The 22,380-nt window shown below is 59.0% G+C and carries 13 protein-coding genes; 5 read left to right on the plus strand and 8 right to left on the minus strand.

The window, feature by feature from the left end; all coding sequences use genetic code 11:
• The first annotated feature begins 299 nt into the window (after positions 1–299).
• The 4 genes from E4P01_RS23515 to E4P01_RS23530 all read left to right on the plus strand — a co-directional run bounded on the left by E4P01_RS23515 (position 300) and on the right by E4P01_RS23530 (position 13,116).
• Entirely contained in the window at positions 300–5,399 is a 5,100-nt protein-coding gene (locus E4P01_RS23515) for an SET domain-containing protein-lysine N-methyltransferase (RefSeq protein ID WP_248130145.1), read from the plus strand.
• Positions 5,400–5,495: 96 nt separating this feature from the next.
• Positions 5,496–10,169, plus strand: coding sequence for an SET domain-containing protein-lysine N-methyltransferase (locus E4P01_RS23520; RefSeq protein WP_216091758.1), 4,674 nt, complete (start codon positions 5,496–5,498; stop codon positions 10,167–10,169).
• Between the two features lie 161 nt (positions 10,170–10,330).
• A complete protein-coding gene (locus tag E4P01_RS23525; RefSeq protein ID WP_005789335.1) occupies positions 10,331–11,974 on the plus strand; it encodes an MFS transporter in 1,644 nt (547 codons plus the stop codon).
• On the plus strand, positions 11,971–13,116 hold the full coding sequence (locus tag E4P01_RS23530) for an HlyD family secretion protein (protein ID WP_005789334.1): 1,146 nt from the start codon (positions 11,971–11,973) through the stop codon (positions 13,114–13,116). Before E4P01_RS23525 ends, E4P01_RS23530 begins: the two co-directional genes overlap by 4 nt.
• A gap of 614 nt (positions 13,117–13,730) precedes the next feature.
• On the opposite strand, the gene E4P01_RS23535 is transcribed toward E4P01_RS23530, so the two are convergent.
• The 8 genes from E4P01_RS23535 to copC form a co-directional block, all read right to left on the minus strand.
• Entirely contained in the window at positions 13,731–15,011 is a 1,281-nt protein-coding gene (locus tag E4P01_RS23535; protein ID WP_216091757.1) for a TRAP transporter large permease, read from the minus strand.
• Between the two features lies 1 nt (position 15,012).
• On the minus strand, positions 15,013–15,540 hold the full coding sequence (locus tag E4P01_RS23540) for a TRAP transporter small permease (protein WP_005789330.1): 528 nt from the start codon (positions 15,538–15,540) through the stop codon (positions 15,013–15,015).
• Positions 15,541–15,603: 63 nt separating this feature from the next.
• Positions 15,604–16,566, minus strand: a complete 963-nt coding sequence (locus tag E4P01_RS23545) for a TRAP transporter substrate-binding protein (protein ID WP_103735473.1) — start codon at positions 16,564–16,566, stop codon at positions 15,604–15,606.
• A gap of 51 nt (positions 16,567–16,617) precedes the next feature.
• Positions 16,618–17,493, minus strand: coding sequence for an SMP-30/gluconolactonase/LRE family protein (locus tag E4P01_RS23550; RefSeq protein ID WP_216091756.1), 876 nt, complete (start codon positions 17,491–17,493; stop codon positions 16,618–16,620).
• A gap of 30 nt (positions 17,494–17,523) precedes the next feature.
• Entirely contained in the window at positions 17,524–18,342 is an 819-nt protein-coding gene (locus E4P01_RS23555; protein WP_032880497.1) for an NAD(P)-dependent oxidoreductase, read from the minus strand.
• A 170-nt stretch (positions 18,343–18,512) separates the two neighbouring features.
• Positions 18,513–19,775: an OprD family porin gene (locus tag E4P01_RS23560; protein ID WP_216091755.1), complete on the minus strand. Its 1,263-nt coding sequence runs from the start codon at positions 19,773–19,775 to the stop codon at positions 18,513–18,515.
• Positions 19,776–20,036: 261 nt separating this feature from the next.
• Positions 20,037–20,894 carry a copper homeostasis membrane protein CopD gene (gene copD / locus E4P01_RS23565; protein WP_078821740.1) on the minus strand — a complete coding sequence of 286 codons (858 nt, stop codon included), beginning with the start codon at positions 20,892–20,894 and terminating at the stop codon, positions 20,037–20,039.
• 3 nt (positions 20,895–20,897) lie between these two features.
• Complete coding sequence (copC, locus tag E4P01_RS23570) at positions 20,898–21,263, minus strand: copper homeostasis periplasmic binding protein CopC (protein ID WP_032880503.1); 366 nt, start codon at positions 21,261–21,263, stop codon at positions 20,898–20,900.
• A gap of 116 nt (positions 21,264–21,379) precedes the next feature.
• Between copC and E4P01_RS23575 the strand changes: the two genes are divergently transcribed.
• Complete coding sequence (locus E4P01_RS23575) at positions 21,380–22,000, plus strand: TetR/AcrR family transcriptional regulator (RefSeq protein ID WP_005789320.1); 621 nt, start codon at positions 21,380–21,382, stop codon at positions 21,998–22,000.
• The last annotated feature ends 380 nt before the right edge of the window (positions 22,001–22,380 follow it).

The raw sequence follows: 22,380 nt of genomic DNA on the forward strand, positions 1-22,380 counted from the left end.
GTGCACGGTCACGAAGTCTTGCAGTTGGTCGGGAACCTCCTCATTGGGTGCTGACACTCAGTGAACGGCCGCAAGCGCCGGACTCCTCGACTACGCATAGGCGTTTTATGACAAGCATTACCGCTGCAAGTACGCATTTTTCGCTTCCCCTGCCGACAGATGAACATCCGTCATCACCTGTGACCGATGGCGTCGACACCTCAATGACGTCCCCTCGTCTCAGCCAGGATAGACCGATACCCAGCAGCCCGGCGCCCTCGCTGGGTAATCTGGGAGGCGCATTATCCTGGTCGGTTCCCTTGAGCGCAGACGAACAGCGGCGCTTGCGTCTTGTCACGATGAATCACCAACACGCCCTTGGCGATCAGCCGCTGGTGATGCAAACCCAGGGCGGGGTGCTGGAGTTTCTGCGGTATCGGCAGCCGCTGCCGGCAGAGGCGGGCGACGACCCGGCTAAAATACTCCAGGCACTGGTCAACTCCCCGCAAGGGCAGCGGATGGGCAAAGCGCTACAGCAAACCATGCAAGGCGTTGACAGCGAAAGCAGCGCAAGCGATTACCTGCTGGCCGCTATCGCCCTGCAGATGGACCCTGAGTCGATCACTGCGCCCGGTCGCAACAGCGTTGCCGGTTTCGACCTGGGCAGTGACACACGTGGGGGGCACCACGCCTCCAAGGTTGTGGCCGGCTTGGCCGAACATTTGAGCAGTACTGGCAAAACCAGCGCTGCACTGGCGAGTGTCGGTGCGTACCTGTTGCTGGCCAAGGCGGCACCGCAGTTTCTGATCAAAGACATTCCCCCGACCGTAAAGGTTGGCAGTCAGGCGTGGGCCAGCCTGACGATGGCTGCGATGACGATTGAGGCGCACACACCCGGCAAAGTCCCTGGTATGACGTTTGCCCAAGTCATGAGTGAGGCGCAAGAAGCGCAGCGGGTCGACCCTGCAGTTACCCAAGCGGCACAAACCCTGGCATTGCTGGACTGGGCCGTGGCGAGCGGCGTGCTCACAAAAAGACAGGATGGCGACTATCTCCCCGCGCAACTTGAATCGGCAAGGGTCGCATTCAACGCGCAACAGGACGCCCGGCTCGTTGCTTCCCAGGCACTGGACACAGCACTGCCCACTCGAAAAGAGATCGCACTGGCCAAGCTCAAAGAGCGTTTTGGCGACCTTGGCGCATTTTTCGAAGAGAAAGCATTCGCGATTGATCAGCACTACGTGGCGATTGAAGGGGGAGGGATTTCGCTATTGGATATCGCCATGATCGACTGGCTGGAACCCCGGCCCTTCAGGGCGTATGAACCGAGCAGTTCACTCAAGGGCAATGACCTGCAAAGGGTGCTGACGCGTTTGAACGCCAACCGGCAGTTTGGCGTGCCGGCTGAATTCGAACGGCAGTTCAGCCGTGCGATCGAGGAAAAAAAGGCCGCCGTCAATACAGTGGTCAGGCACATGATTTCGCAACTGCCGTTGGAAGATCGCCAGCGCCTGGAGTTTGGGAAAATCAGCTTTTTCCAGGAAGGCTCATACGTCATGGATGGTCATTTCAATAATACGTATGGTCAAAATAAACCGGGGCTGCTGGTTAAAACTGAACTGCAAGGCGTGTCGCACGCCTACGTCATCGACTTCAATAAAGGCACGATTGAAACAGCGAGCCTTTACGATACGAAGATCAGGGCGGACAGGGTTGGCAACAAGGTAACGACGACCAAAACGTTCACGCCCAGCCACAAAGCAGATGGTCTTGGGCGTGAGCGCCCGTTAGATAACGGGCCATGGGAGAGCTTTACCAGTGCTCGATCCCATGGGATTGCCACGGCCTTTGTCGAGCACTTGGATCTCGACGATCCGGCTATCAAGTTGCAAGCCCGTGGGCAGACGGCCTTGGACACGGCGAACGCGCAGTTGAGCGAGTTTTTGTTGAACTTGATCCCCTTCAGGTCCGCCATTGTCAATTTTCAAAACGGCAAGTACGGGGACGGGGCTTTCGATCTCTTGCTGGATGTTTTCGGCTTTCTTACCGCCGGCACCGCCACCGCCGGAAAATTGCTCAAGGTCGGCCGCTCGGCGCTTTCCACCGGCGCCAAGGCATTGCGGGCGGCCAAGGTCATCGGTGTGGCGGCCATTGACGTGCTCAACCCTGTGGGAGGGGTGGGCGATCTGCCCAGGTTGGTGGGTACCGCTGGCCTCTATGTACTGTCCAAAGGCATCAAGGCCGTCAACAAACTCAGAGGCGCCACTGGCAGCTACGACGTGTTGAAAACTATCAGCAAACAGTACGACGTCGCGGCAACAGGCACCTTGAAGGTGGGAGGCCAGACAGTGGAAGGGGCTGCTGTGCTCAAAGGCGGCAAGTGGTATTCATTTGACGCTGACACCATGCGACCTTATGGCAGCCCGCTTGAGCAGTTCAAAGTATCGACCCAGGCTGTCGACGGTGAGGTGGACACGGCGAACATCGATGGGCTGAGTGAATTGAGCCATGAGCTGTTCGGGCACTTCAAAGTGCCAGACCGCAAAATCGTGGGGCTGTCACGCAATAGTCAGGGGGTGTATGTGGCGGCCGATGGGCACATGTCGCATATACGCCATACCGACAGCAACGGTGATACAGCGGTATATGAGGTGCGCCAGGTTTCGCGCACGGACGACGGTGTTGTGCAGGCGCGGGTTTATCACAACAACCGGCAAACCGAGTTGCTGGTCCAGCATGTACAAGGGGACGAATGGCAGCGCCTGGGGGCGCCAGGTGGCGGGCAGATCACCGCTGAACATTTGCGGGCCTGGGAGGCGTTGTCGCCGGATGAACAGGCCAGTCTTACCCGAAAGGGCTTTGCCAAAAAGAATCACCTCCCCCAGAAAACCTTTGAGTACTACGTGAAACCTGACGGCCAGTTGAGCGATACCGGTGTGATCGTGCGTGACCGCCCCGCCAACGCATTCACCGATAAGGTGACCGAAACGCATGTGCGTGATTGGCAAAACATGACACAAGCGGCGCGTGACGAAATGACCTTGGACGGATTTATCGGCCTTCATAACCTTCGACCAGGAACATTCAAAAGTTATGTGCGCCGGGATGGCACCCCGATGATCAGGGGCGAAGCGTTGCTCAAGTCGTCCGTCGCCCCCAGAAGCAACCAAATTACCGATGATCATTTACGCCAGTGGGATGAGCTTTTCAGGAGCCCGGACAACACATTGACGTCTGCGCAGTTTGTTAGCCAACACGGGCTCAGCCAACGTAGCTGGGAGATGTACGTCAAGGCGGATGGTTCTTTAAAGGAAATGGGCGCGCAGCGCCTGGAACAGGCACGGCAAAATGCCGCACTGGCGTCCGCAGGCCAGGCCCCGCCCTCCATGGCTGATCATTTGCGCGCTTGGCAGGCGCTGTCTTTGGAGCAACAACAAAGCCTTACCCGTGAGGGGTTCGCCCGGCAAAAACACCTCCACCCGAGAGTTTTTGAGCGCTACGTGCAACCCAATGGTCAACTGACCGCTACCGGTGTGGCAGTGCGCGACCGCCTGCCCGGCACGCCCTTCTATACGGTGACTGAAACCCATATCAGTGACTGGCAAGACATGACACAGGCGCAGCGTGACGTAATGACCCTCGAAGGGTTTGCCGAGCTTTATCACGTCAATCCGGGCTCGTTCAAAACGCATGTGCGGCGAGATGGGACCTTGGGGCCAGTCGGCAGGGAGCTGATGGACAGGGTAGCCGGGGTCGTCCCTAACAGAATTACCGATGAGCATCTTCGCCAATGGAAAGCGCACTTCGAGAGCCCGGATAACGCGGTCACGCAAGCGCAGTTCACCCGCGAGAACGGGCTCCATCCTGCTACGTGGAGGGACTGGGTCAACCCTGACGGCTCCTTGAAAAAGACCGCCAGGGAACGTCTTGAGCGCGCTGCACTGGGGCCCGCGGCCCATGCTCCGAGGGCGCCGATGCTATTGATCACCGCCGAGCATTTGCGCGACTGGGAGGCGCTGCCGCTTGCGCAACAGCAAGGCTCTGCCCGTAAGAACTTTGTCCGACATAGACACATCTCCCCGAGAACCTTTGATCACTACGTGCAGCCTGACGGCAAACTGAGCCCTGCCGGCGAGCTTGTGCGCGACCGCGCGGCCAACACACCGGTTGACAAGGTGACCGAAACGCACATCCTGGCGTGGCAAAACATGACACAGCAGGCGCGGGACGCCATGACCAGGGAAGGTTTTGCCGGTCACCATAACCTCAGTGCGCACTCATTCAGATCACATGTACGGGCAGACGGCAGCCTGTCGGCCACCGGCGAAGCACTGGTGAGCAGCGCAACCGATGGCACCTATAGGCGGATCACCAGTGACCTTTTGCGCCAGTGGCAAGTGCTTGCCACCAATGCGGACAACTCAATGACGCAAGCGCAGTTCTTGCACCAGCACAGGCTTAATCCAAGCGTCTGGACGAAGTACGTTAAAAGTGACGGCTCCTTTACAGCGATTGCTGTCCAACGTCTCGAACGGTTACAGCAAAACACTGGACCGCGTCTCACGCCCGAGCAACCGGCTGTGGATACGGCACGAAAACGACCGGCATCAGACCCTCTGGACCCGCCGCAAGCGAAGGTTGCGGATCTGACCTTGCACGCCGATACGCCTCAGGGCGTAGAGGCCCCGGGGCCAGCGTTGGCAGTCCCGCCTGTCGTTATCAAGGTTGAGCCCAGTGATTTCCAGACACTGCCCCGCCATCAGATCGACAACACACTGCCGATCCTGCAGGACCCGGCGAACCCCAGGCTCAGCTTGACTCAAGCACTTGAAGGTCCTATCGATGACATCCGTATCGCCTACTGGAATGGTGTGCTTGACGGGCTGGATAGCGCAACAAAGGCGCGCGTTTCAGCCCAAATCAAGGAATCGATCAAAGACTGGCTGCGAACCGAAGGTCAACACCAGTCTCGGTTTGAGGAGGCTATGGAAGTGGTCACGCCGCTGGACGATGGTGGGCCGGCTCGCGGCGCTTCGGTGTGGGCGCGGCGCGATATTCCTCAATATGAAGTGCTTGGTCCGTATGCAGGCAAATATCACCCAGACGAGGCGTCGTTGTTCGAGGAGCAACGCAAGCAAGGCTCGCGGGCTGTAATGACCTACCTGTTTGGTACCCGTTCGGGTATGCGGACGGTGAGTGGGCTGCACACGGGCAACACCCTGAGCCTGATCAACACCTCGCAACTGGGCGATGGGCCAGCGTGGAGGTCCAACAATGTCGTGTCCATCTCGGTCGGGAAAAACCTGACGTTCTACGTGGCGCTGAAGGACATCAAGAAAGGGGAAGAGTTATTGCTGGACTATGGACCGTTCTATAAACCGGTACCTGATATTGCGATCAAACCGGATCCTGATCGCTGAGTTCAGTGCTCGGCGCGTCAGCCTCCGCCCCCGAGCGAAAGCGCCAGCAGGCGCTTTCGTCAGGACGCTTCCTCGACAATGGACAGGTCGTTTTTTATGACAAGCATTAGCGCTGCACACACGCATTTTTCGCTTTCACCGCCTGCTGCTGAAAATCAGTCGGCGCCCGTGACCGACACCTCGTTGACTCCCCAGCCTCCCAACCAGGATGTGCCGTTGCCCGGCAACCCCGCCCCCTCGCTGGGGCATCTGGGCGGGGCATTGTCCTGGCCGGTTCCCTTGAGCGCAGACGAACAACGACGCTTGCGTCTTATCACGATGAATCACGCACATCATCTGGGCGATCAGCCGCTGGTGATGCAAACCAAAGGCGGCGTGCTGGAGTTCTTGCGGTATCGCCAGCCTCTCCCGGCGTCTGTGCAGGACGACCCTGCCAAGATGCTCGAAGCGCTGATCCGTTCCCCCCAGGGACAACGGATGGGCAAAGCGCTGCAACAAAGAATGCAGGGCATTGACAGCGCGAGCAGCGTGACGGATTACCTGCTGGCAGGCATCGCGTTGCAGATGGATCATGAGTCGATCAGCGCCCCGGCGCGCAACAAAATAGCTGGGTTCGACCTGGCCAGTGACCATTATTGGGGCCACCCCCCATCGGCAGTCGTGGAAGGCTTGGCCGAACACTTAAGTCGCACCGGCAAAACCAGCGTTGCGCTGGCAAAAGTCGGTGCGTACCTGTTGCTGGCCAAGTCGGCTCCGCAGTTTCTGATCAAAGACATTCCCCCGACGGTGAAAGTCGGCAGCCAGGCCTGGGCCAACCTGACGATTGCCGCCATGACGAGCGAAGCGCAGGCACCGGGCAAAGTTCCCGGCATGACGTTTGCGCAGGTCATGAGCGAGGCTGAAAACGCCCGACGGGTTGACCCTGTGGCCACTCAGCATGCCCAGACTGCTGCGTTACTCGATTGGGGCGTTGCGAATGAAATCATCCCCAAAAGAAAGGCTGACACCTACACCGCTGCACAACTTGAAACCGTCAGAACCGAGTTCAACCAACAGCTTGATGAGCGGATGTCTGCTTCAAAAATACTGGACAAGGCAATACCGACGCGAACAGAAATCGCACAGATCAAGTTGCAGGAGCGGTTTGGAGACTTGGGCGCGCTGTTTGAAGTCAAAGCACTCAGCACTGATGCGTCTCGCGTGGAGCACGGGCAAAACGGGATAAGCGGCACTCATTCACTCTTGGACTACGCCAAGATGGACTTGCCGAATCCGAGGCCGCTGAAGTCGAGCGACTCCCGCATCCCCGTAGAGGCGCTGAACAATAATCCTACGTTCGGCGTTCGGGAGGCTTTCGAACAGCAGTTCACCAGCGCCATCCAAGCAAAAAAGGCTGCGATCAATACAACCGTCAGGCACCTGATCTCGCAGCTACCATCTGCGGATAGGAAAAACTTCGAGTTTGGAAAAATCAGCTTTTTCCAAGAAGGCTCATACGTCATGGATGGTCATTTCAATAATACGCAGGCTCAAAATAAACCTGGACTGTTGGTCAAAACTGAATGGCATGGCACAACAAAAGCCTACGTCATCGACTTCAATAAAGGCTCGATTGAAAGGGCGAGCGTGTACGCAGCGCAGGTTCAGGAGTCCAGGGCAGGCAAAAATGTTTCTACGACCAAAGCGTTCACGCCCCGTCATAACGCAGATGATCTGGGTCGTGAACGCCCGTTGAGTGACGCACTTGTGAATAGTTTCACCAGCGCTCGATCCCGTTCGATTGCCGACGCCTTTGTCCAACACCTTGATCTCGATGATCCCGCTATAAAAGAACAGGCGCGCGGGCAGACACCCCTCGACGAGTATTACAGCCCCAAGCCGTTGAACGATTTTTTGTTGAACCTGATCCCCTTCAGATCGGCCATCGTCAATATTCAGAATGGTAAATATGGTGAGGCAGCATTTGATCTCATGCTGGACATCTTCGGCTTTGTTACTGCGGGGGCCGCCACGGCTGGAAAACTGCTCAAGATCGGCAGCGCTGTTCTCTCCAGCGGTGCAAAGGTGCTAAAGGCTGCCAAAGTCATTGGCGTCGCCACGATTGACTTGCTCAATCCGGTGGGTGGTTTGGGGGATTTGGCAAGGCTAGTGGGCAGCGGCGGCTTGTATGTACTGTCCAAAACCGTCAATAAACTCAGAGGTGCCACCGGCAGTTACGACGTATTGAAGGCGATCAGCAAGCAGTATGACGCAGCGGCGACAGGCGTGGTGAAGGTGGCCGAACAGACGGTGGAGGGAGCCGCCGTGCTCAAGAACGGCCATTGGTATGCTTTTGATGCCGACGCGATGCGACCCTATGGCAGCCCGCTCGAAGAGTTCGTGGTCGCAACCCAGGCTGTCGCCGGTAAGGTGGGCGCTCCGCACCTCGAAGAAGTGAGCGAACTGAGCCATGAATGGTTTGGTCAGTTCAACGTGCCTGAGTCGCGTATTGCTGGCCTTTCACGTAATGGCCAGGGCGTGTATGTGGCCGCCGATGGGCACCTGTCTCATATACGTCATATCGACAGCCACGGTAAGGCGGCGGTGTACGAAGTCCGCCAGGTGTCGCGCACGGAGGACGGCGTTGTGCAGGCCCGGGTTTATCACAACAACCGGCAGACCGAGTTGTTGGTCCAGCATATACAGGGTGACCAATGGCACCGCCTGGGGGCAACCGGTGGTGCAAAGCAAATCACCGCTGAACATTTGCAGGCGTGGGAAGCATTGCCGCGCCAGGAGCAAATAAGGCTTACCCCCAAGGGCTTTGCCCGCCAGCACCAACTGCCCTGGAAAACGTTTGAGTACTGTGTGAAAGCTGACGGTCGACTGAGCGAAACCGGCTTGATCGTGCGTAACCGCCCCGCCAACACGCCGTTCAACAAGGTGGACGAAGCGCATATCCAGAGTTGGCGAAGCATGACTCAGCATGAGCGTGGCGCCATGACCATAGACGGTTTTGCCGTTCATCATCACCTGAATTCGCATACGCTCAAAAATTATGTGCGGGTCGATGGCAGCCTTGGGCCAGAGGGTGAAGAGCTATTGGGCAGGGCTGCCGGTACTGCCTATGAGGTAATTACCGATGAGCATCTACACCAGTGGCGCACGCTCTTGGCACAACCGAACAACGTAGTGACGTCAGCGCAGTTCATGAGCCAACACAGGCTCAGCCCAGGCAGTTGGAGTCGCTTCGTTAAAAAGGATGGTTCCTTGAAAGAGGCGGCCGTGCGACGTCTCAATCAGGCCGAGCAAAACACCGCGCTCGCCCCCACCTTCCAGACTTCGGCACGCAAACAGATCATTACGGGTGAACATCTACAGGAGTGGGAGGCGTTGTCGCCCGCGCAACCGCGAAGCATTACCCGTGAAGACTTTGCCCAACAGAGGAACCTCTCGCCGAAAACCTTTGCCTACTATGTGCAGCCTGACGGCCAGTTGAGTGATACCGGCAAGATTGTGCGCGACCGCGCGGCCAATACACCCTTCAATACACTGACCGAAACGCATATACGTGATTGGCAAAGCAAGACGCAGCAGGCGCGTGACGCAATGACCATGAACGGATTTGCCGGCCATCATCACCTTAATCCGAGTACGTTCAAAAATGGTGTGCGGCAAGATGGTGGCCTTGGGCCGGCCGGTGAAGCGTTGTTGAACAGGGCGGCCGGTCTCACCTATACCGCGCTTACTGATGACCATCTACGCCAGTGGCGGGCGCTCTTCGCTCAATCGAACAGGTCAGTCACGCAGTCGCAGTTTTTGAGCCAACATGGGCTCAACCCAAACACTTGGCATCAGTCCGTTAACGCCGATGGCTCTTTAAAAGCGGCGACCGTGCAACGCCTCAATCGGGCAGAGCAAGATATCCCGCAGCTCCCCGTGCCCGAGCAACCGGCTGCGAGTGCAACACGAAAACGGCCTGCGCAAGACCCTCTGGATCCGCCGCCGTCGAAATCTTCGGATCTGAACACGCCCACCGACACGCCACACAGCGAACAGATCCCAGGTTCGTCTTCGGACATCGTCGTTATCAAGGTTGAACCCGACGTTTCCCCTGTACTACCTCGTCATCAGATCGACAATACTCTGCCGATTCTGCAGGACCCGACGAACCCCAGGCTCAGCTTGACCCAATCACTTGAAGGCCCTATCGAGGACATCCGTATCGCCCACTGGAATGGTGTGCTTGACGGTCTGGATAGCGCAACCAAGGCACGCGTTTCAGCCCGGATCAAGGCGTCGATCAAAGACTGGCTGCGGACCGAATGCCAGCACCAGTCCCGGTTTGATGAAGTCCTGGAAGTGGTCACGCCGCTGGATGATGGTGGGCCGGCGCGCGGCGCATCGGTGTGGGCGCGGCGCGATATCCCCCAATTTGAAGTGCTTGGCCCGTATGCCGGCAAGTACCATGCAGACGAGGCGTCGTTGTTCAAGGAGCAACGTAAGCAAGGCTCCCGGGCTGTACTGACTTACCTGTTCGGTACACGTTCGGGTGTGCGTACGGTGAGTGGGCTGCACACGGGTAACACTCTGAGCCTGATCAATACCTCGCAGCTGCGCAATGGGCCAGTGTGGAAGTCGAACAATGTCGTTTCCGTGGCGGTCGGGAAAAACCTGACGTTCTATGTGGCGCTCAAAGACATCAAGAAAGGTGATGAATTGCTGCTCGACTATGGGCCGTTCTATAACCCTGTGCCTGAGATAGCGATCAAGCCGGACCCCGATCGTTGAGGTGAGCCGCTCGGCGCAGGCAGTGGGCCAGCCGATGCCGCCTTTCGGCCGTTTGAAGATCAATTGTGCGTTCGCCATGGAAAGATGAGCGCTGCTCAGGTTTACTACTACCTGAGTAAGCGCTTCACCGACCTTGCACGTCGGCTCACCAAGGTCACCGAATGGATAAATACACCCCCCACACCTGGCAGCCCCACGAGCGGCCGAGCCTGCCCGGCTCGCCGTCGACGCCGCTGCACCCCACCCACAAGCGCTGGCTGTTTGCGCTGGTAGGCGTGCTGGTAGCAATCACCGGTGGCCTGGGCAATGCCCTGGTTATCGCCAACCTGCAATACCTGCAAGGCGCACTGGGCGCGACCACCGCGGAAATGGCCTGGCTGCCCGCCGCGTATGTCATGACCAACGTGTGCATGAACCTGCTGCTGGTGAAGTTTCGTCAGCAGTTCGGCCTGCGTGCGTTTACCGAAGTGTTCCTGGTGTTGTATGCGCTGGTGACTTTCGGCCACTTGTTTGTCAACGACCTCAACTCGGCCATTGCGGTGAGGGCGGCTCACGGCATGGTCGGCGCGGCGCTGAGTTCGTTGGGTTTGTACTACATGATCCAGGCGTTCCCGGCCAAGTGGCGCTTGAAAGCTCTGGTGCTGGGGCTGGGCACCGCGCAATTGGCGCTGCCCCTGGCGCGGCTGTTTTCCGAAGACTTGCTGCAGATCGCCGAATGGCGCGGGTTGTACCTGTTTGAACTGGGCCTGGCGCTGATCTGCCTGGGTTGCGTGTTCCTGCTCAAGCTGCCGCCCGGTGACCGCTTCAAGACCTTTGAAAAACTCGACTTCCTCACCTTCGCCATCCTTGCCACTGGCGTTGCTTTACTGTGTGCGGTGCTGTCCCTGGGACGTATCGACTGGTGGCTGGAAGCGCCGTGGATCGGTGTGGCCTCGGCCTGCTCGCTGGTACTGATCATGGCGGGGCTGGCCATCGAGCATAACCGCAGCAACCCGATGCTGATGACGCGCTGGCTGGGCAGCGGCGTGATGATTCGCCTGGCCTTGGCGGTAGTGCTGATTCGCATGGTGCTGTCCGAGCAATCCACCGGTGCGGTGGGGTTCATGCAAATGCTGAACATGAGCTACCAGCAAATGCATACCTTATATGTGGTGATGCTGGCCGGGGCGATTGCCGGGCTGGTGGTCAGCGCGTTGACGATCAACCCGGCGCACCTGTTGATGCCATTGGTGATTTCCCTGGCACTGATGGCGACAGGTTCGGTGATGGACAGTTTTTCCAGCAACCTGACGCGCCCGCAAAACCTCTACATCAGCCAGTTCCTGCTAGGCTTTGGCGGCACGTTCTTCCTCGGGCCGACCATGGTGCTGGGCACGAAAAACGTGCTGACCAACCCGCGTAACCTGGTGAGCTTCTCGGTGATGTTCGGGATTTGCCAGAACCTCGGCGGCCTGATCGGCGCGGCGTTGCTGGGCACCTTCCAGACCGTGCGCGAGAAGTATCACTCAAGCATGATCGTCGAGCACCTGACCTTGATCGACCCCCGTGTAGCTGCGCGAGTGCAGAGCGGCGGGTCGGCCTACGGTGGCATCGTCGCCGACCCGGAACTGCGCAACCTGATGGGCATCCGCAGCCTGGCCACGGCGGCCACCCGTGAAGCGAATGTAATGGCTTACAACGATGTGTTCATGCTGATCGCGATTATTGCGATCCTGACCATGCTGTGGATCTTCACCCGCAGCCTATGGTTGATGAGCACCACCAAGGCAATCCCTCCTGTTCAACCCAGCGGCGCGACTTCATGACCGAACCTTCAACCACCACCACAACCGCCATCGCTGCCACACCGGAAGGCAGCACGCCACCGGGCGCCGTGCCCACCCAATTGAGGCCTTTGCGCGTGCGCATCATCTCGTCCCTGGGTTTTGCCGCCATCGCCATCATCGGTGTGCTGATCGTGCTGTACGCCTGGCAGTTGCCGCCGTTCAGCAGTGCGGTGGAAACCACCGAAAACGCTCTGGTGCGCGGGCAGGTGACGATTATCGGCCCGCAACTTGGCGGCTATGTGTTCGAAGTACCGGTGCAGGATTTCCAGTATGTAAAAGCGGGCGACCTGCTGGTACGCCTGGATGACCGCATCTACAAACAGCGCCTGGACCAGGCCCTGGCGCAACTGGCGGTGCAGAAAGCGTCGCTGGCCAATGTGGTGCAGCAACGCAACAGCGCCGAAGCGACCATCAAGCTGCGTCAGGCCGCGCTGGTCGACAGCCAGGCCCAGGCGCGCAAGAGTACCGCTGACTTGCGTCGCAACGAAGAATTGATCAGCGATGGCTCGGTGTCCAAGCGCGAACTGGACGTGACCCGCGCCGCCAATGCCCAGACCATTGCCGCCGTAGCCCAGGCCCAGGCCAGCCTGGAAATTGCCCGGCAAGACCTGCAAACAGTGATCGTCAATCGCGGCTCCCTGGAAGCGGCAGTCGCCAGTGCCGAGGCGGCGGTGGAACTGGCGCGGATCGATTTGTCCAACACCCGCATCACCGCGCCACGCGATGGTCAGTTGGGGCAGATCGGCGTGCGCCTGGGTGCCTACGTTAACTCCGGCGCGCAATTGATGGCCCTGGTGCCCAAGCAGCTGTGGGTGATCGCCAACATGAAGGAAACCCAGATGGACAATGTGCAGGTCGGCCAGCCGGTAACCTTCACCGTTGACGCGCTGAACCATCGCAAATTCCATGGCACGGTGCAGCATATCTCGCCGGCAACCGGCTCGGAGTTCAGCCTGTTGCAGGCGGATAACGCCACCGGCAACTTCGTCAAGATCGCCCAGCGCGTGCCAGTGAGGATTACCGTGGACCCGGACCAGGCCGAGAGCGAGCGGTTGCGACCTGGGTTGTCGGTGGTGGTGAGTATCGATACGGCAGGGCGCCTGAAAAACAGCCCACCCTGACACTGATACTGACACAGTGCAGAGCAAAATGTGGGAGGGGGCTTGCTCCCGATTAGCACAGGTATCTACACAACTTTGCATTCGCCAACAGTAACCACGATGCGCAGCGAGCCGCTCTTGCTCTTGATCTTGATCTTGATCTTGATCTTGATCTTGATCTTGATCTTGATCTGCTTTTGATCTCAGGCGCCCCGTTAAACCACGCTGGCCGGAATTCGACAGGGATTTGGGGGGTAAACCGGCAGGGATGCCGGTTTAGCCGCCCCGCGCCATGGATGGCGCGTGGCGGCGGCCCCCCAAATCCATGGCGGATTACGGGCACACCGAGCCTAAGCGAGGTGCCGAGTGGTGGGGCAAGAGCCTTTTTGGTTACTTTTGGGGCTCTTTTCCAAAAGTGACCCGCTGTAAAAGCGGAACCAATAGCGGCCGTTACCCAAACACCGGATATGTACTCGGTCTGATCCAGCACCCTGGTCGGCCCGGAGGCCGCCATCGGGAGCAAGCCCCCTCCCACATTTGACCAAGGTGTGTCACGTAGGCGCCTGTCGATTGTGAGGCCGTCAGGTGAGCAACCCCCCTCTCACATTTGCTCACCTGTATTCTGACGATTGGGTTTACAGCACCACGCTCGGCAACCACAACGACAGCGCCGGAATGTAGGTCACGGCGATCAGCACCAGAAACAGCACCGCATAAAACGGCAGCAGCGCCTTCACGGTTTTCTCGATGCTTACCTTGCCCACCGCCGCGCCGACGAACAACACCGCGCCCACCGGAGGCGTGATCAAGCCGATGCCGAGGTTGACCAGCATGATCATGCCAAAGTGCACCGGGTCGACGCCGATACCGAGGATCACCGGCAACAGGATCGGCGTAAGGATCAGGATCAGCGGTGCCATGTCCATCACCGTGCCGAGCAACAGCAGCATGACGTTGATGCACATCAGGATCACGTAGCGGTTGTCCGACAGGGTCAGGAACAGCGTGGTGATCTTCGCCGGGATCTGCATCAGGGTCATGATGTAGCCGAAGCTGGCGGCGAAGGCGATGAGGATCATCACGATGGAAATGGTGCGTACCGTGCGATGCATCAGCTTGGGCAGCTCGCGCCATTTGTAGTCGCGGTAGATGAACATGGTCACGAAAAACGCCCACAGCACCGCGATGGCCGCCGACTCGGTGGCGGTGAAGATGCCCGACAAGATGCCGCCGAGAATGATCACCATGGCCATCAGGCCCCAGAGTGCATCAGCGGCGATCTTCAAGGCCTGCTTCAAGGGGATGACTTCGCCCTTGGGGTAGTTGCGCTTTTTCGCGAAGATCAGGCACAGCACCATCAGGCACGCGCTCATTAAAAGGCCCGGCACCACGCCGGCCATGAACAGCGAGGCGATTGATACCGTGCCGCCGGCGGCCAGGGAGTAGAGCACCGAGTTGTGGCTGGGCGGGGTCAGCAGCGCTTGTACCGAGCCACTCACGGTCACCGCCGTGGCGAACTCCCGTGGGTAGCCACGGCGTTCCATCTCCGGGATCAGCACCGAACCGACCGACGCGGTATCGGCCACCGACGAGCCTGAGATCGCACCGAAAAACGTCGACGCCATGATGTTGACCAGCGACAGCCCGCCGCGCACAAAGCCCACCAGCACCCCGGCAAACGCCACCAGCCGCCGCGACATGCCGCCCTCGGCCATGATCGCTCCGGCCAATACGAAGAATGGAATCGCCATCAGTGAAAACTTGTTCACCCCGCCCGCCACCTGGATCATCAGGGCCTGGAACGGAATGTCGATCCACCACGCGCCGATCAGCGCCGACAAGCCCAGGGCGTAGGCCACCGGCATACCGATCAGGATCAAGGCGATAAAGCTGCCCAGCAGAATCAATGCGTCCATATCAGGCAGCCCCTTCGCTTTCTTCAACCAGGTCGAAACGCACTACGCGCCGGTGGCTCTGGTCGCCCAGTAGAAGTTTTTCCAGCACGAATATCAGGGTCAGCAAGCCGCCAATCGGGATCGGCATATAGGTGATACCCACACGCAGGGTAGGGATGGCGCTCATGAACTGGTTCCAGGTGGACAGGCACAGCTTGGCGCCCCAAATGGTCATGAACAGGCAGATGGTCGCCATCAACAGTTGCGAGACGATGCCGACAACGCGGCGCTGAGCATCAGGCAGGCGATCAGTGATCATCGCCACCGACATATGCGCCCCGGCGCGGTAGCTGGCAGCCGCGCCGATAAAGGTGAACACCAGCATCAGCAGGATCGCAGAGGGTTCCGGCCAACTGGAGCCGGTGCCGAGAATATAGCGGGCGAAGATGCCCCAGGGAATGATCAGCGCGACCCCCAGGACCGAGAGGCCGGCGACCCAGATGCAGGTCATGTAGATACGGTCGTTGATGCGCAGCAGTAGATTCTTCATGGCGTTCACCGTGACCGGGCGCGTCGATACCGACCGCGCCGGGCCTTGTCAGGGAGGAGGGCGTTACTGAACGGCGTCGATACGCTTGATGATGTCGGCGTAAGGCGCACCGTACTTCGCGCGAACCTGCGCGGTGGCGTCATAGAAGGGCTTTTTGTCGACGGTGATGAACTCGACCCCGGCCTTTTTGAGTTTCTCTTCACTGCTGGCCGACTTGGCATCCCACAACACACGCTCGTCAGCCTGGGCGGCCTTGGCGGCTTCCTTGACCATGTCCTGCTGTGCGGCGGTGAGCTTGTTCCAGGTGATTTTCGACATCACGATGGGCTCGGGCAGGATCAGGTGTTCGGTGAGGGTGTAGTACTTGGCGTTCTGGAAGTGGTTGTGTTCCAGAAGCGTCGGCGGGTTGTTTTCTGCGCCGTCGATCACCCCGGTCTGCAAGGCGCTGAAGATCTCGCCGGTGTCCATGGCGATACCGTTGGCGCCCATTGCATTGAAGGCTTCGATGAAAATCGGGTTGCCTTGCACGCGAATCTTCATGCCCTTGAGGTCTTCGATCTTGCGCACTGGTTTCTTGGTGTAGAGGTTGCGCGTGCCGCCGTCCATCCAGGCGAGGGCGACCAGGCCGAACTCGGAATCGGTGATCTTGGCGAGGATCTCATCGCCGATTTCGCCGTCAATCACTTTGCGCATATGCGCCTGGTCGCGGAACACGAACGGCAGGTTGAACACATTCACGTCCGGCACCACCGGGCCGACGATGCCAAGGCTGACGCGGGTCATTTGCACGGCGCCGACCTGGGCCTGTTCGACGACTTCCTTCTCGGAGCCGAGCACACCGCCCGGGAAGTACTTGAAGGTCAATTCGCCCTTGCTTTGCTGGGTCAGGGCCTTGCCCATGTTTTCTTCGGCGACCACGGTGGGGTAGCCAGCGGGGTGGATATCGGCAAACTTGATTTCCAGCGCGTGGGCGGCGCTGCTGAGGGCCACGAGTGTGGCAGCGAGCAAGGTGCGTTTGAAGTCCATGGGCGGTGATTCCTGTCTTGTTATTGTTGTATTCAAGGCACAGCGATGCAGCTAGAGGATGAACTGGGGTTCGGGCAATCCCTTGACGCCGGGGTTGAGGGCAAACACGCCGCCGGACAGCGAACTGTCACGCTGATCGTCACGAATGGAGGTGACGTACAGGGTGTCCAGGCGACTGCCGCCGAAGGCGCACATGGTGGGTTTTTTTACCGGTACGGTGAGGGACTGGTCGAGGCGACCGTCGGGGGTGAAACGGTGGACCAGGCCGGCATCGTTGGCGCAGATCCAGTAGCAGCCATCCGCGTCGACAGCTGCACCATCGGGCCTGCCGAGAAAGTCATGCATGTCCACAAACACCCGGCGGTTGGACGGCGTGCCGGTGTCGATGTCGTAGTCGAATGCCCAGATCTGCTGCACTAGCGGGTGTGAATCAGAGGCATACATTGTGCGGCCATCGGGGCTGAAGGCCAGACCGTTGAGGGTGATGAAACCATCGAGCTGCGCATGGGGCGCCGTGCCAGACGCATAGCGATAAAGGCTGCCCTCAGCGGCGTTCAACTCCATGTTCAGCACCATGCTGCCGGCCCAGAAGCGGCCTTGGCGATCACAGCGGCCGTCGTTCAAGCGCATGTCCGGGCGCGGGTGTTCGACACCGGCCAAGAGCGTAGTGTCGAGGCTGCCGTCGTTGTGCGGAGTCAGTTCAAAGAAGCCGGTTTCCATGCCTGCCACCCAGTTGCCCGCTTGGGTACGGGCGATGCAGGCGAGCATCTGCGGGGCCTTCCAGGCACGCAGGTGCCCGGTAGAGGCGTCCCAACGGTGCAAGCCACCGTTGGGGATGTCCACCCAATAGAGGGCGTTTTCTTCAGGCACCCATATCGGGCATTCCCCCACGGCGTTGCGGGCATCGACAATCAATTCTGCAGTCATGGCCACTCATTCCTTTGGGTTGCTGTGCACTCAGTCACCGAACGGGCCTGCCGCGCAGAACGCGCCGCCCTGATAAATCCTTGCCGGGTCATCATCTGCGACCGGCGGCTGGGCCTCGACCTGGGCGCGGAACACTTCGGAGCTGTCCTTGGGCGCAAAGCCCAGGTGTGCGGCGTAGCGGTTGTCCCACCAGGTGTCGAGGTTGGCCGACATGCCGTAGACCACGGTATGGCCGACATCGGGCGTGTACAGCGCGCGTTCGAGTAGTTGGGTCAGGTCGTCGAAGCTCAGCCACGTGTGCATCATCCGGCGGTTCTGCGGCTGCGGGAACGAGGAGCCGATGCGGATGCTCACCGTCTGGATGCCATAACGGTCAAAGTAGAAACTGGCCATGTCTTCGCCGTAGGACTTGGACAGGCCGTAGTAGCTGTCCGGGCGGCGTGGGGAGTGGGCGTCGAGTTGTTCACCCTGTTTATAGAAACCGATCACATGGTTGGAGCTGGCGAAGATCACACGCTTTACGCCATGGCGACGTGCGGCCTCGTAGATATGGAAGATGCCGCTGATATTGGCGCCGAGCACTTCTTCGAACGAGCGCTCTACCGATACGCCACCAAAATGCAGGATGGCGTCGACGCCTTCTACCAATTGGTGCACGGCTTGCTTGTCGGACAGGTCGCAGGTTTGCACTTCTTCGCGGGCATCGATGGCGGGAGCCATGTCGGCGATATCCGACAGGCGCAGGACCTTGGCGTAAGGGCGCATACGTTCGCGCAAAACTTTACCGAGGCCACCGGCGGCGCCGGTGAGCAGCAGGCGGTTAAACGGAGCAGGGGTTGTGGTGGTCATGGGCGTTCCAGATTTTTGTTGTAGGTTGTCGTATGACTATATGGAAATAGTGTTAGGGATTCTTGGTGTTGTCAACGTCCTTCCAGGCGCATGAGATCAAAGGTGGGAGCTGGCAAGCCAGCTTCCACATGGATGTGTTGCACCTTTGAGATCGAGTTCGACCCTGGAACTTACAACAACGAAATCGGATAGCTGATGAAAATCCGGTTCTCATCAAACTCGTTATTGCTGAAGTCGCGCCGCATTGTCGAATTGCGCCACTTCACATTGAGGTTTTTCAGTGCACCACTTTGCACCGTATACGCCAGTTCCGACTCACGTCCCCATTCCTTGCCATCGGTGATCGCTGCGGTGTGCACGTTACTGCCGCTGATGTAGCGGTTCATCAGGGTCAGCCCTGGCACGCCGAGTACGACAAAGTTGAAGTCATGGCGCACCTGCCAGGATTTTTCCCTGGCATTGTCATAGCTGGAGTTGTAGCTGTCGTTGGCCAGCGTGCCGCCGCTGGTGCCGTTGATACGCATCCATACGCTGTCGCCGGTGAGTTTTTGCAGGCCGACGTAGAGGGTGTGGCCGTTGTATTTGGCCGAGAGCAGGGCGAACACGGTCTTGTTGTCGAGGTCGCCGGCCAAGGCGCTGCCGTCTTCCTTGCCGTTGAAGAAGCCAAGGTTGGCGCCCAGGGTCCAGTCGCCCACCGGCTGGCTGTGGGTGAGGTTCAGATACTGTTGCTGGTAGATATCAGTGAGTTCGGCGTACCACAGGCCGACCTGGGTGCGCTTGTCGTTGAAGGTATATTCGCCCCCGCCGAAGTTGAAGCGGTCCGAGGTGAACGCAGCTTTGCCGTTCATGAACATGTCTTCCATGCTCGCGTCGTTGCGTGGGCTGTTGCCGCGAAACTGGCCGCCGTAGAGGCTCAGACCGGCGATCTCATTGGACGTGACCTGGCCGCCGCGAAAGGTCTGGGGCAGAGAGCGGCCATCATCGGAACGCAGGATCGGCAGCACTGGCATCCACTCGCCAAGTTTGAGCTCGGTCTTGGACAGCCTGGTTTTCAGCGCGACCCCAAGGCGTCCGAAATTGTCGGCAGGGCGGCCATCGTCATGCACCGGCAGCAGTTGAGTACCGGCAGTGCCTTTGCCGCCATCGAGCTTTTGCGAATACAGGCCCAATACATCAATCCCGAACCCGACAGTGCCTTGGGTAAAGCCGGATTTGGCGTCGAGAATGAAGTTTTGCGTCCACTCTTCGGCCTTGCCCTGAGGGTTGCCGGGGTTGGTGAAGTTGCGGTTGAAGTAGGCGTTGCGCAGGTTGAGCGTGGCCTTGGCGTCGTCGATAAAACCTTCGGCTTGAACGCACAGGGGCAGGGTGACGGCCAGGCTAGCGAGGCTGATAAGGCCCAGGCGTGCAGAGCAATTGCGGGCGAATTGACTCACAGTGAGGCTCCCTTTCTTTTGTTGTTTTTATTATTTGTTATACGTCGTCGTACAACATTGAGCGGGATATTTGCGGGGTTTTCGGGGTGTGTCAAGCAGAAGTTATACGATGACTGTGTATGACCTGATCTAAAGCGGGCAGGGTCAATGTGGGAGGGGGCTTGCTCCCGATAGCAGTGTGTCAGTCACAGATGATCTGACTGATACACCGCTATCGGGAGCAAGCCCCCTCCCACATTTGATTGAGTTAAACCTGGTTTTTTATACCGCTAAAACCATCGGAGGCAGGGTGCCAAGGAGTGAAACGGCGGCTACTGCGCAGACCCCCAGCAGCCATTCCGTCATCACGCTGGCTTTCAAACTGCCCAAGCGCTGTTCGCAGCGTTCGATACGCAACCGGTTCAGCAGCGCCAACCCCAACATCCCCGCCACCAACCCCACCTTGATCAGCAGGATCAAGGCAAACCCATTGAACAGTGGCGTGGGCCACAGTTGCCCGGTGAGCACGCGCACATTGATCAAACCGGTTACCAGCAAGCCGGCGACGAGGCCGTAACCCACGCCGCTGAAGCGCCGCAAAATCGGCTCCAGCCGGTACTCTTGCGCGTGCCTGAGGATCAGCACCAGCACCAGCAACCCACCCAGCCAGGCCCCCACGCACAGCAGATGAACCACTTGGTTGAGGATCAGCAATTGCCCACTCAGCCCGTCGAGCATGGCGCCATGGCCCACCGGCGCGAGGGTCGCCAGCAGCAGGGTGATCAATGGCAAACGCAAGGCTGGCCAGGGTTTGATCAGCACGATCACCAGCAGAACATTCAGCAGCAGATGCCAGGTCCATACCTGGCCGAAAAAGGTCTTGCCCAGCACCAATTGCACGGTGGCCGGTTGCAGTGCCGCGTCCCAACTGCCGGCCATGCTGGCGGTGATCAGCAGTAGCCACGCCACGCCGGAGCCAAGCCCCAGCCAGGCCAGGCCACGGGTGATGCATAGCAGTTGCCGGTCCAGAGTCGGCTGTACCTGGGTGCCGAGCAGCCAGGGCCGGAGCACGCAAGCCCCGAACATCAGCAGCACGACCATAAAATGCAGGAAACGGCACAGCACCAGCAGGGTTGCCATGGGTTACTGGCCGACCTTGAAGCTGTATTTACCGCTGCTCTTGTGGGTGTCGACCGACACTGCATTCCACACCACTTTGTAATTGCCGCTCGCGAGCGGGGCGGCAGGGGTCACGACCAGGACTTTCTTGTCCGCGTCCGGGGTTTCCAGGCCCTTGATGGCGATTTCAGTGCCGTCCTTGCTCAGGGAGACCTTGGTGAAGGTGGCTTCGACGCCTTCGGTGAAGGTCAGGCGCAGGTCTTTCGGCGCGGCGACGCTGCTGTTGGCCGCAGGTTCTGCGCTCTTGAGGTGGGCATGGGCAAATGCCGCCGAGGCGCCCAGCAGGGAGGTGAGCAGGGCGAGGGTGGTCAGGGCTTTCTTGATCAACATTGTTCAATACCAATCAATGGGTAGGAGCGGGCAGTGTACGAAGTTTCGGCTTGGCCTGTCGCCCCGATCTAGAGCTGGTGGTAGTCTTTAACCCGTGTTGTTGTCAGGGAGCCCTTATGGGCAATCACAAGATCGGAATCCGTCGGGTCAACGTCGAGAAAATCCTGCTGGCGGCGGAAAAAGTCTTCGCTGAAAAAGGCTACGGCAGCACCGCCATGGCCGACATCGCCGAAGAGGTGCAACTGCCGCGTTCCAACCTGCATTATTACTTCACCACCAAGAGCGAGCTGTACAGCGCGGTGCTGTTCGACCTGCTGGAGCTGTGGAAGCAGGATGCCCTGAGCTTCGAAACCTTCGATGATCCGCGGGTGGTGCTCAGCAGCTACATCCGCGCCAAGATGCAGCGCTCGCGTACGCGGCCGTATGGCTCCAAGGTCTGGGCCAATGAAATCATCCACGGTGCGCCCACGCTCGGTGAGGCCCTGGATGAAAGCCTGTACGACTGGGCCAAGATGAAGGAAGCGAAGATTCGCCAGTGGGTGCAAGACAAACGCATCCTGCCGGTGGAACCGTCGAGCCTGCTCTACATGATCTGGGCCTCGACCCAGCACTATGCCGACTTTGATCACCAGGTGAAGATTTTGAATGATCACCAGCCGTTGTCGGATATGCAGTTCGAAAAGGCGATTCAGACGGTGACCAGTGTGATCTTGCGGGGGATCGGATTGGAGCCTTGAGCCTTGTGGTGAGGCTGAGGGCCCCATCGCAGCATGGGTATCTACACAACTTCGTAGCAGTCACCAGTAACCACGATGCGAAGCGAGCCGCTCTTGATCTGCTTTTGATCTTAGGCGCCCCGTTAAACCACGCTGGCCGGAATTCGACAGGGATTTGGGGGGTAAACCGGCAGGGATGCCGGTTTAGCTGCCCCGCGCCATGGATGGCGCGTGGCGGCGGCCCCCCAAGTCCATGGCGGATTACGGGCACACCGAGCCTGGGCGAGGTGCCGAGTGGTGGGGCAAGAGCGTTTTGGTTACTTTTGCGCTTTTTTCAAAAGTGACCCGCTGTAAGAGCGGAACCAATAGTGGCCGTTACCTAAATAACGGATATGTACTCG

The sequence above is a fragment of the Pseudomonas sp. NCIMB 10586 genome (assembly GCF_023127895.1).
GTDB lineage: Bacteria > Pseudomonadota > Gammaproteobacteria > Pseudomonadales > Pseudomonadaceae > Aquipseudomonas > Aquipseudomonas synxantha_A.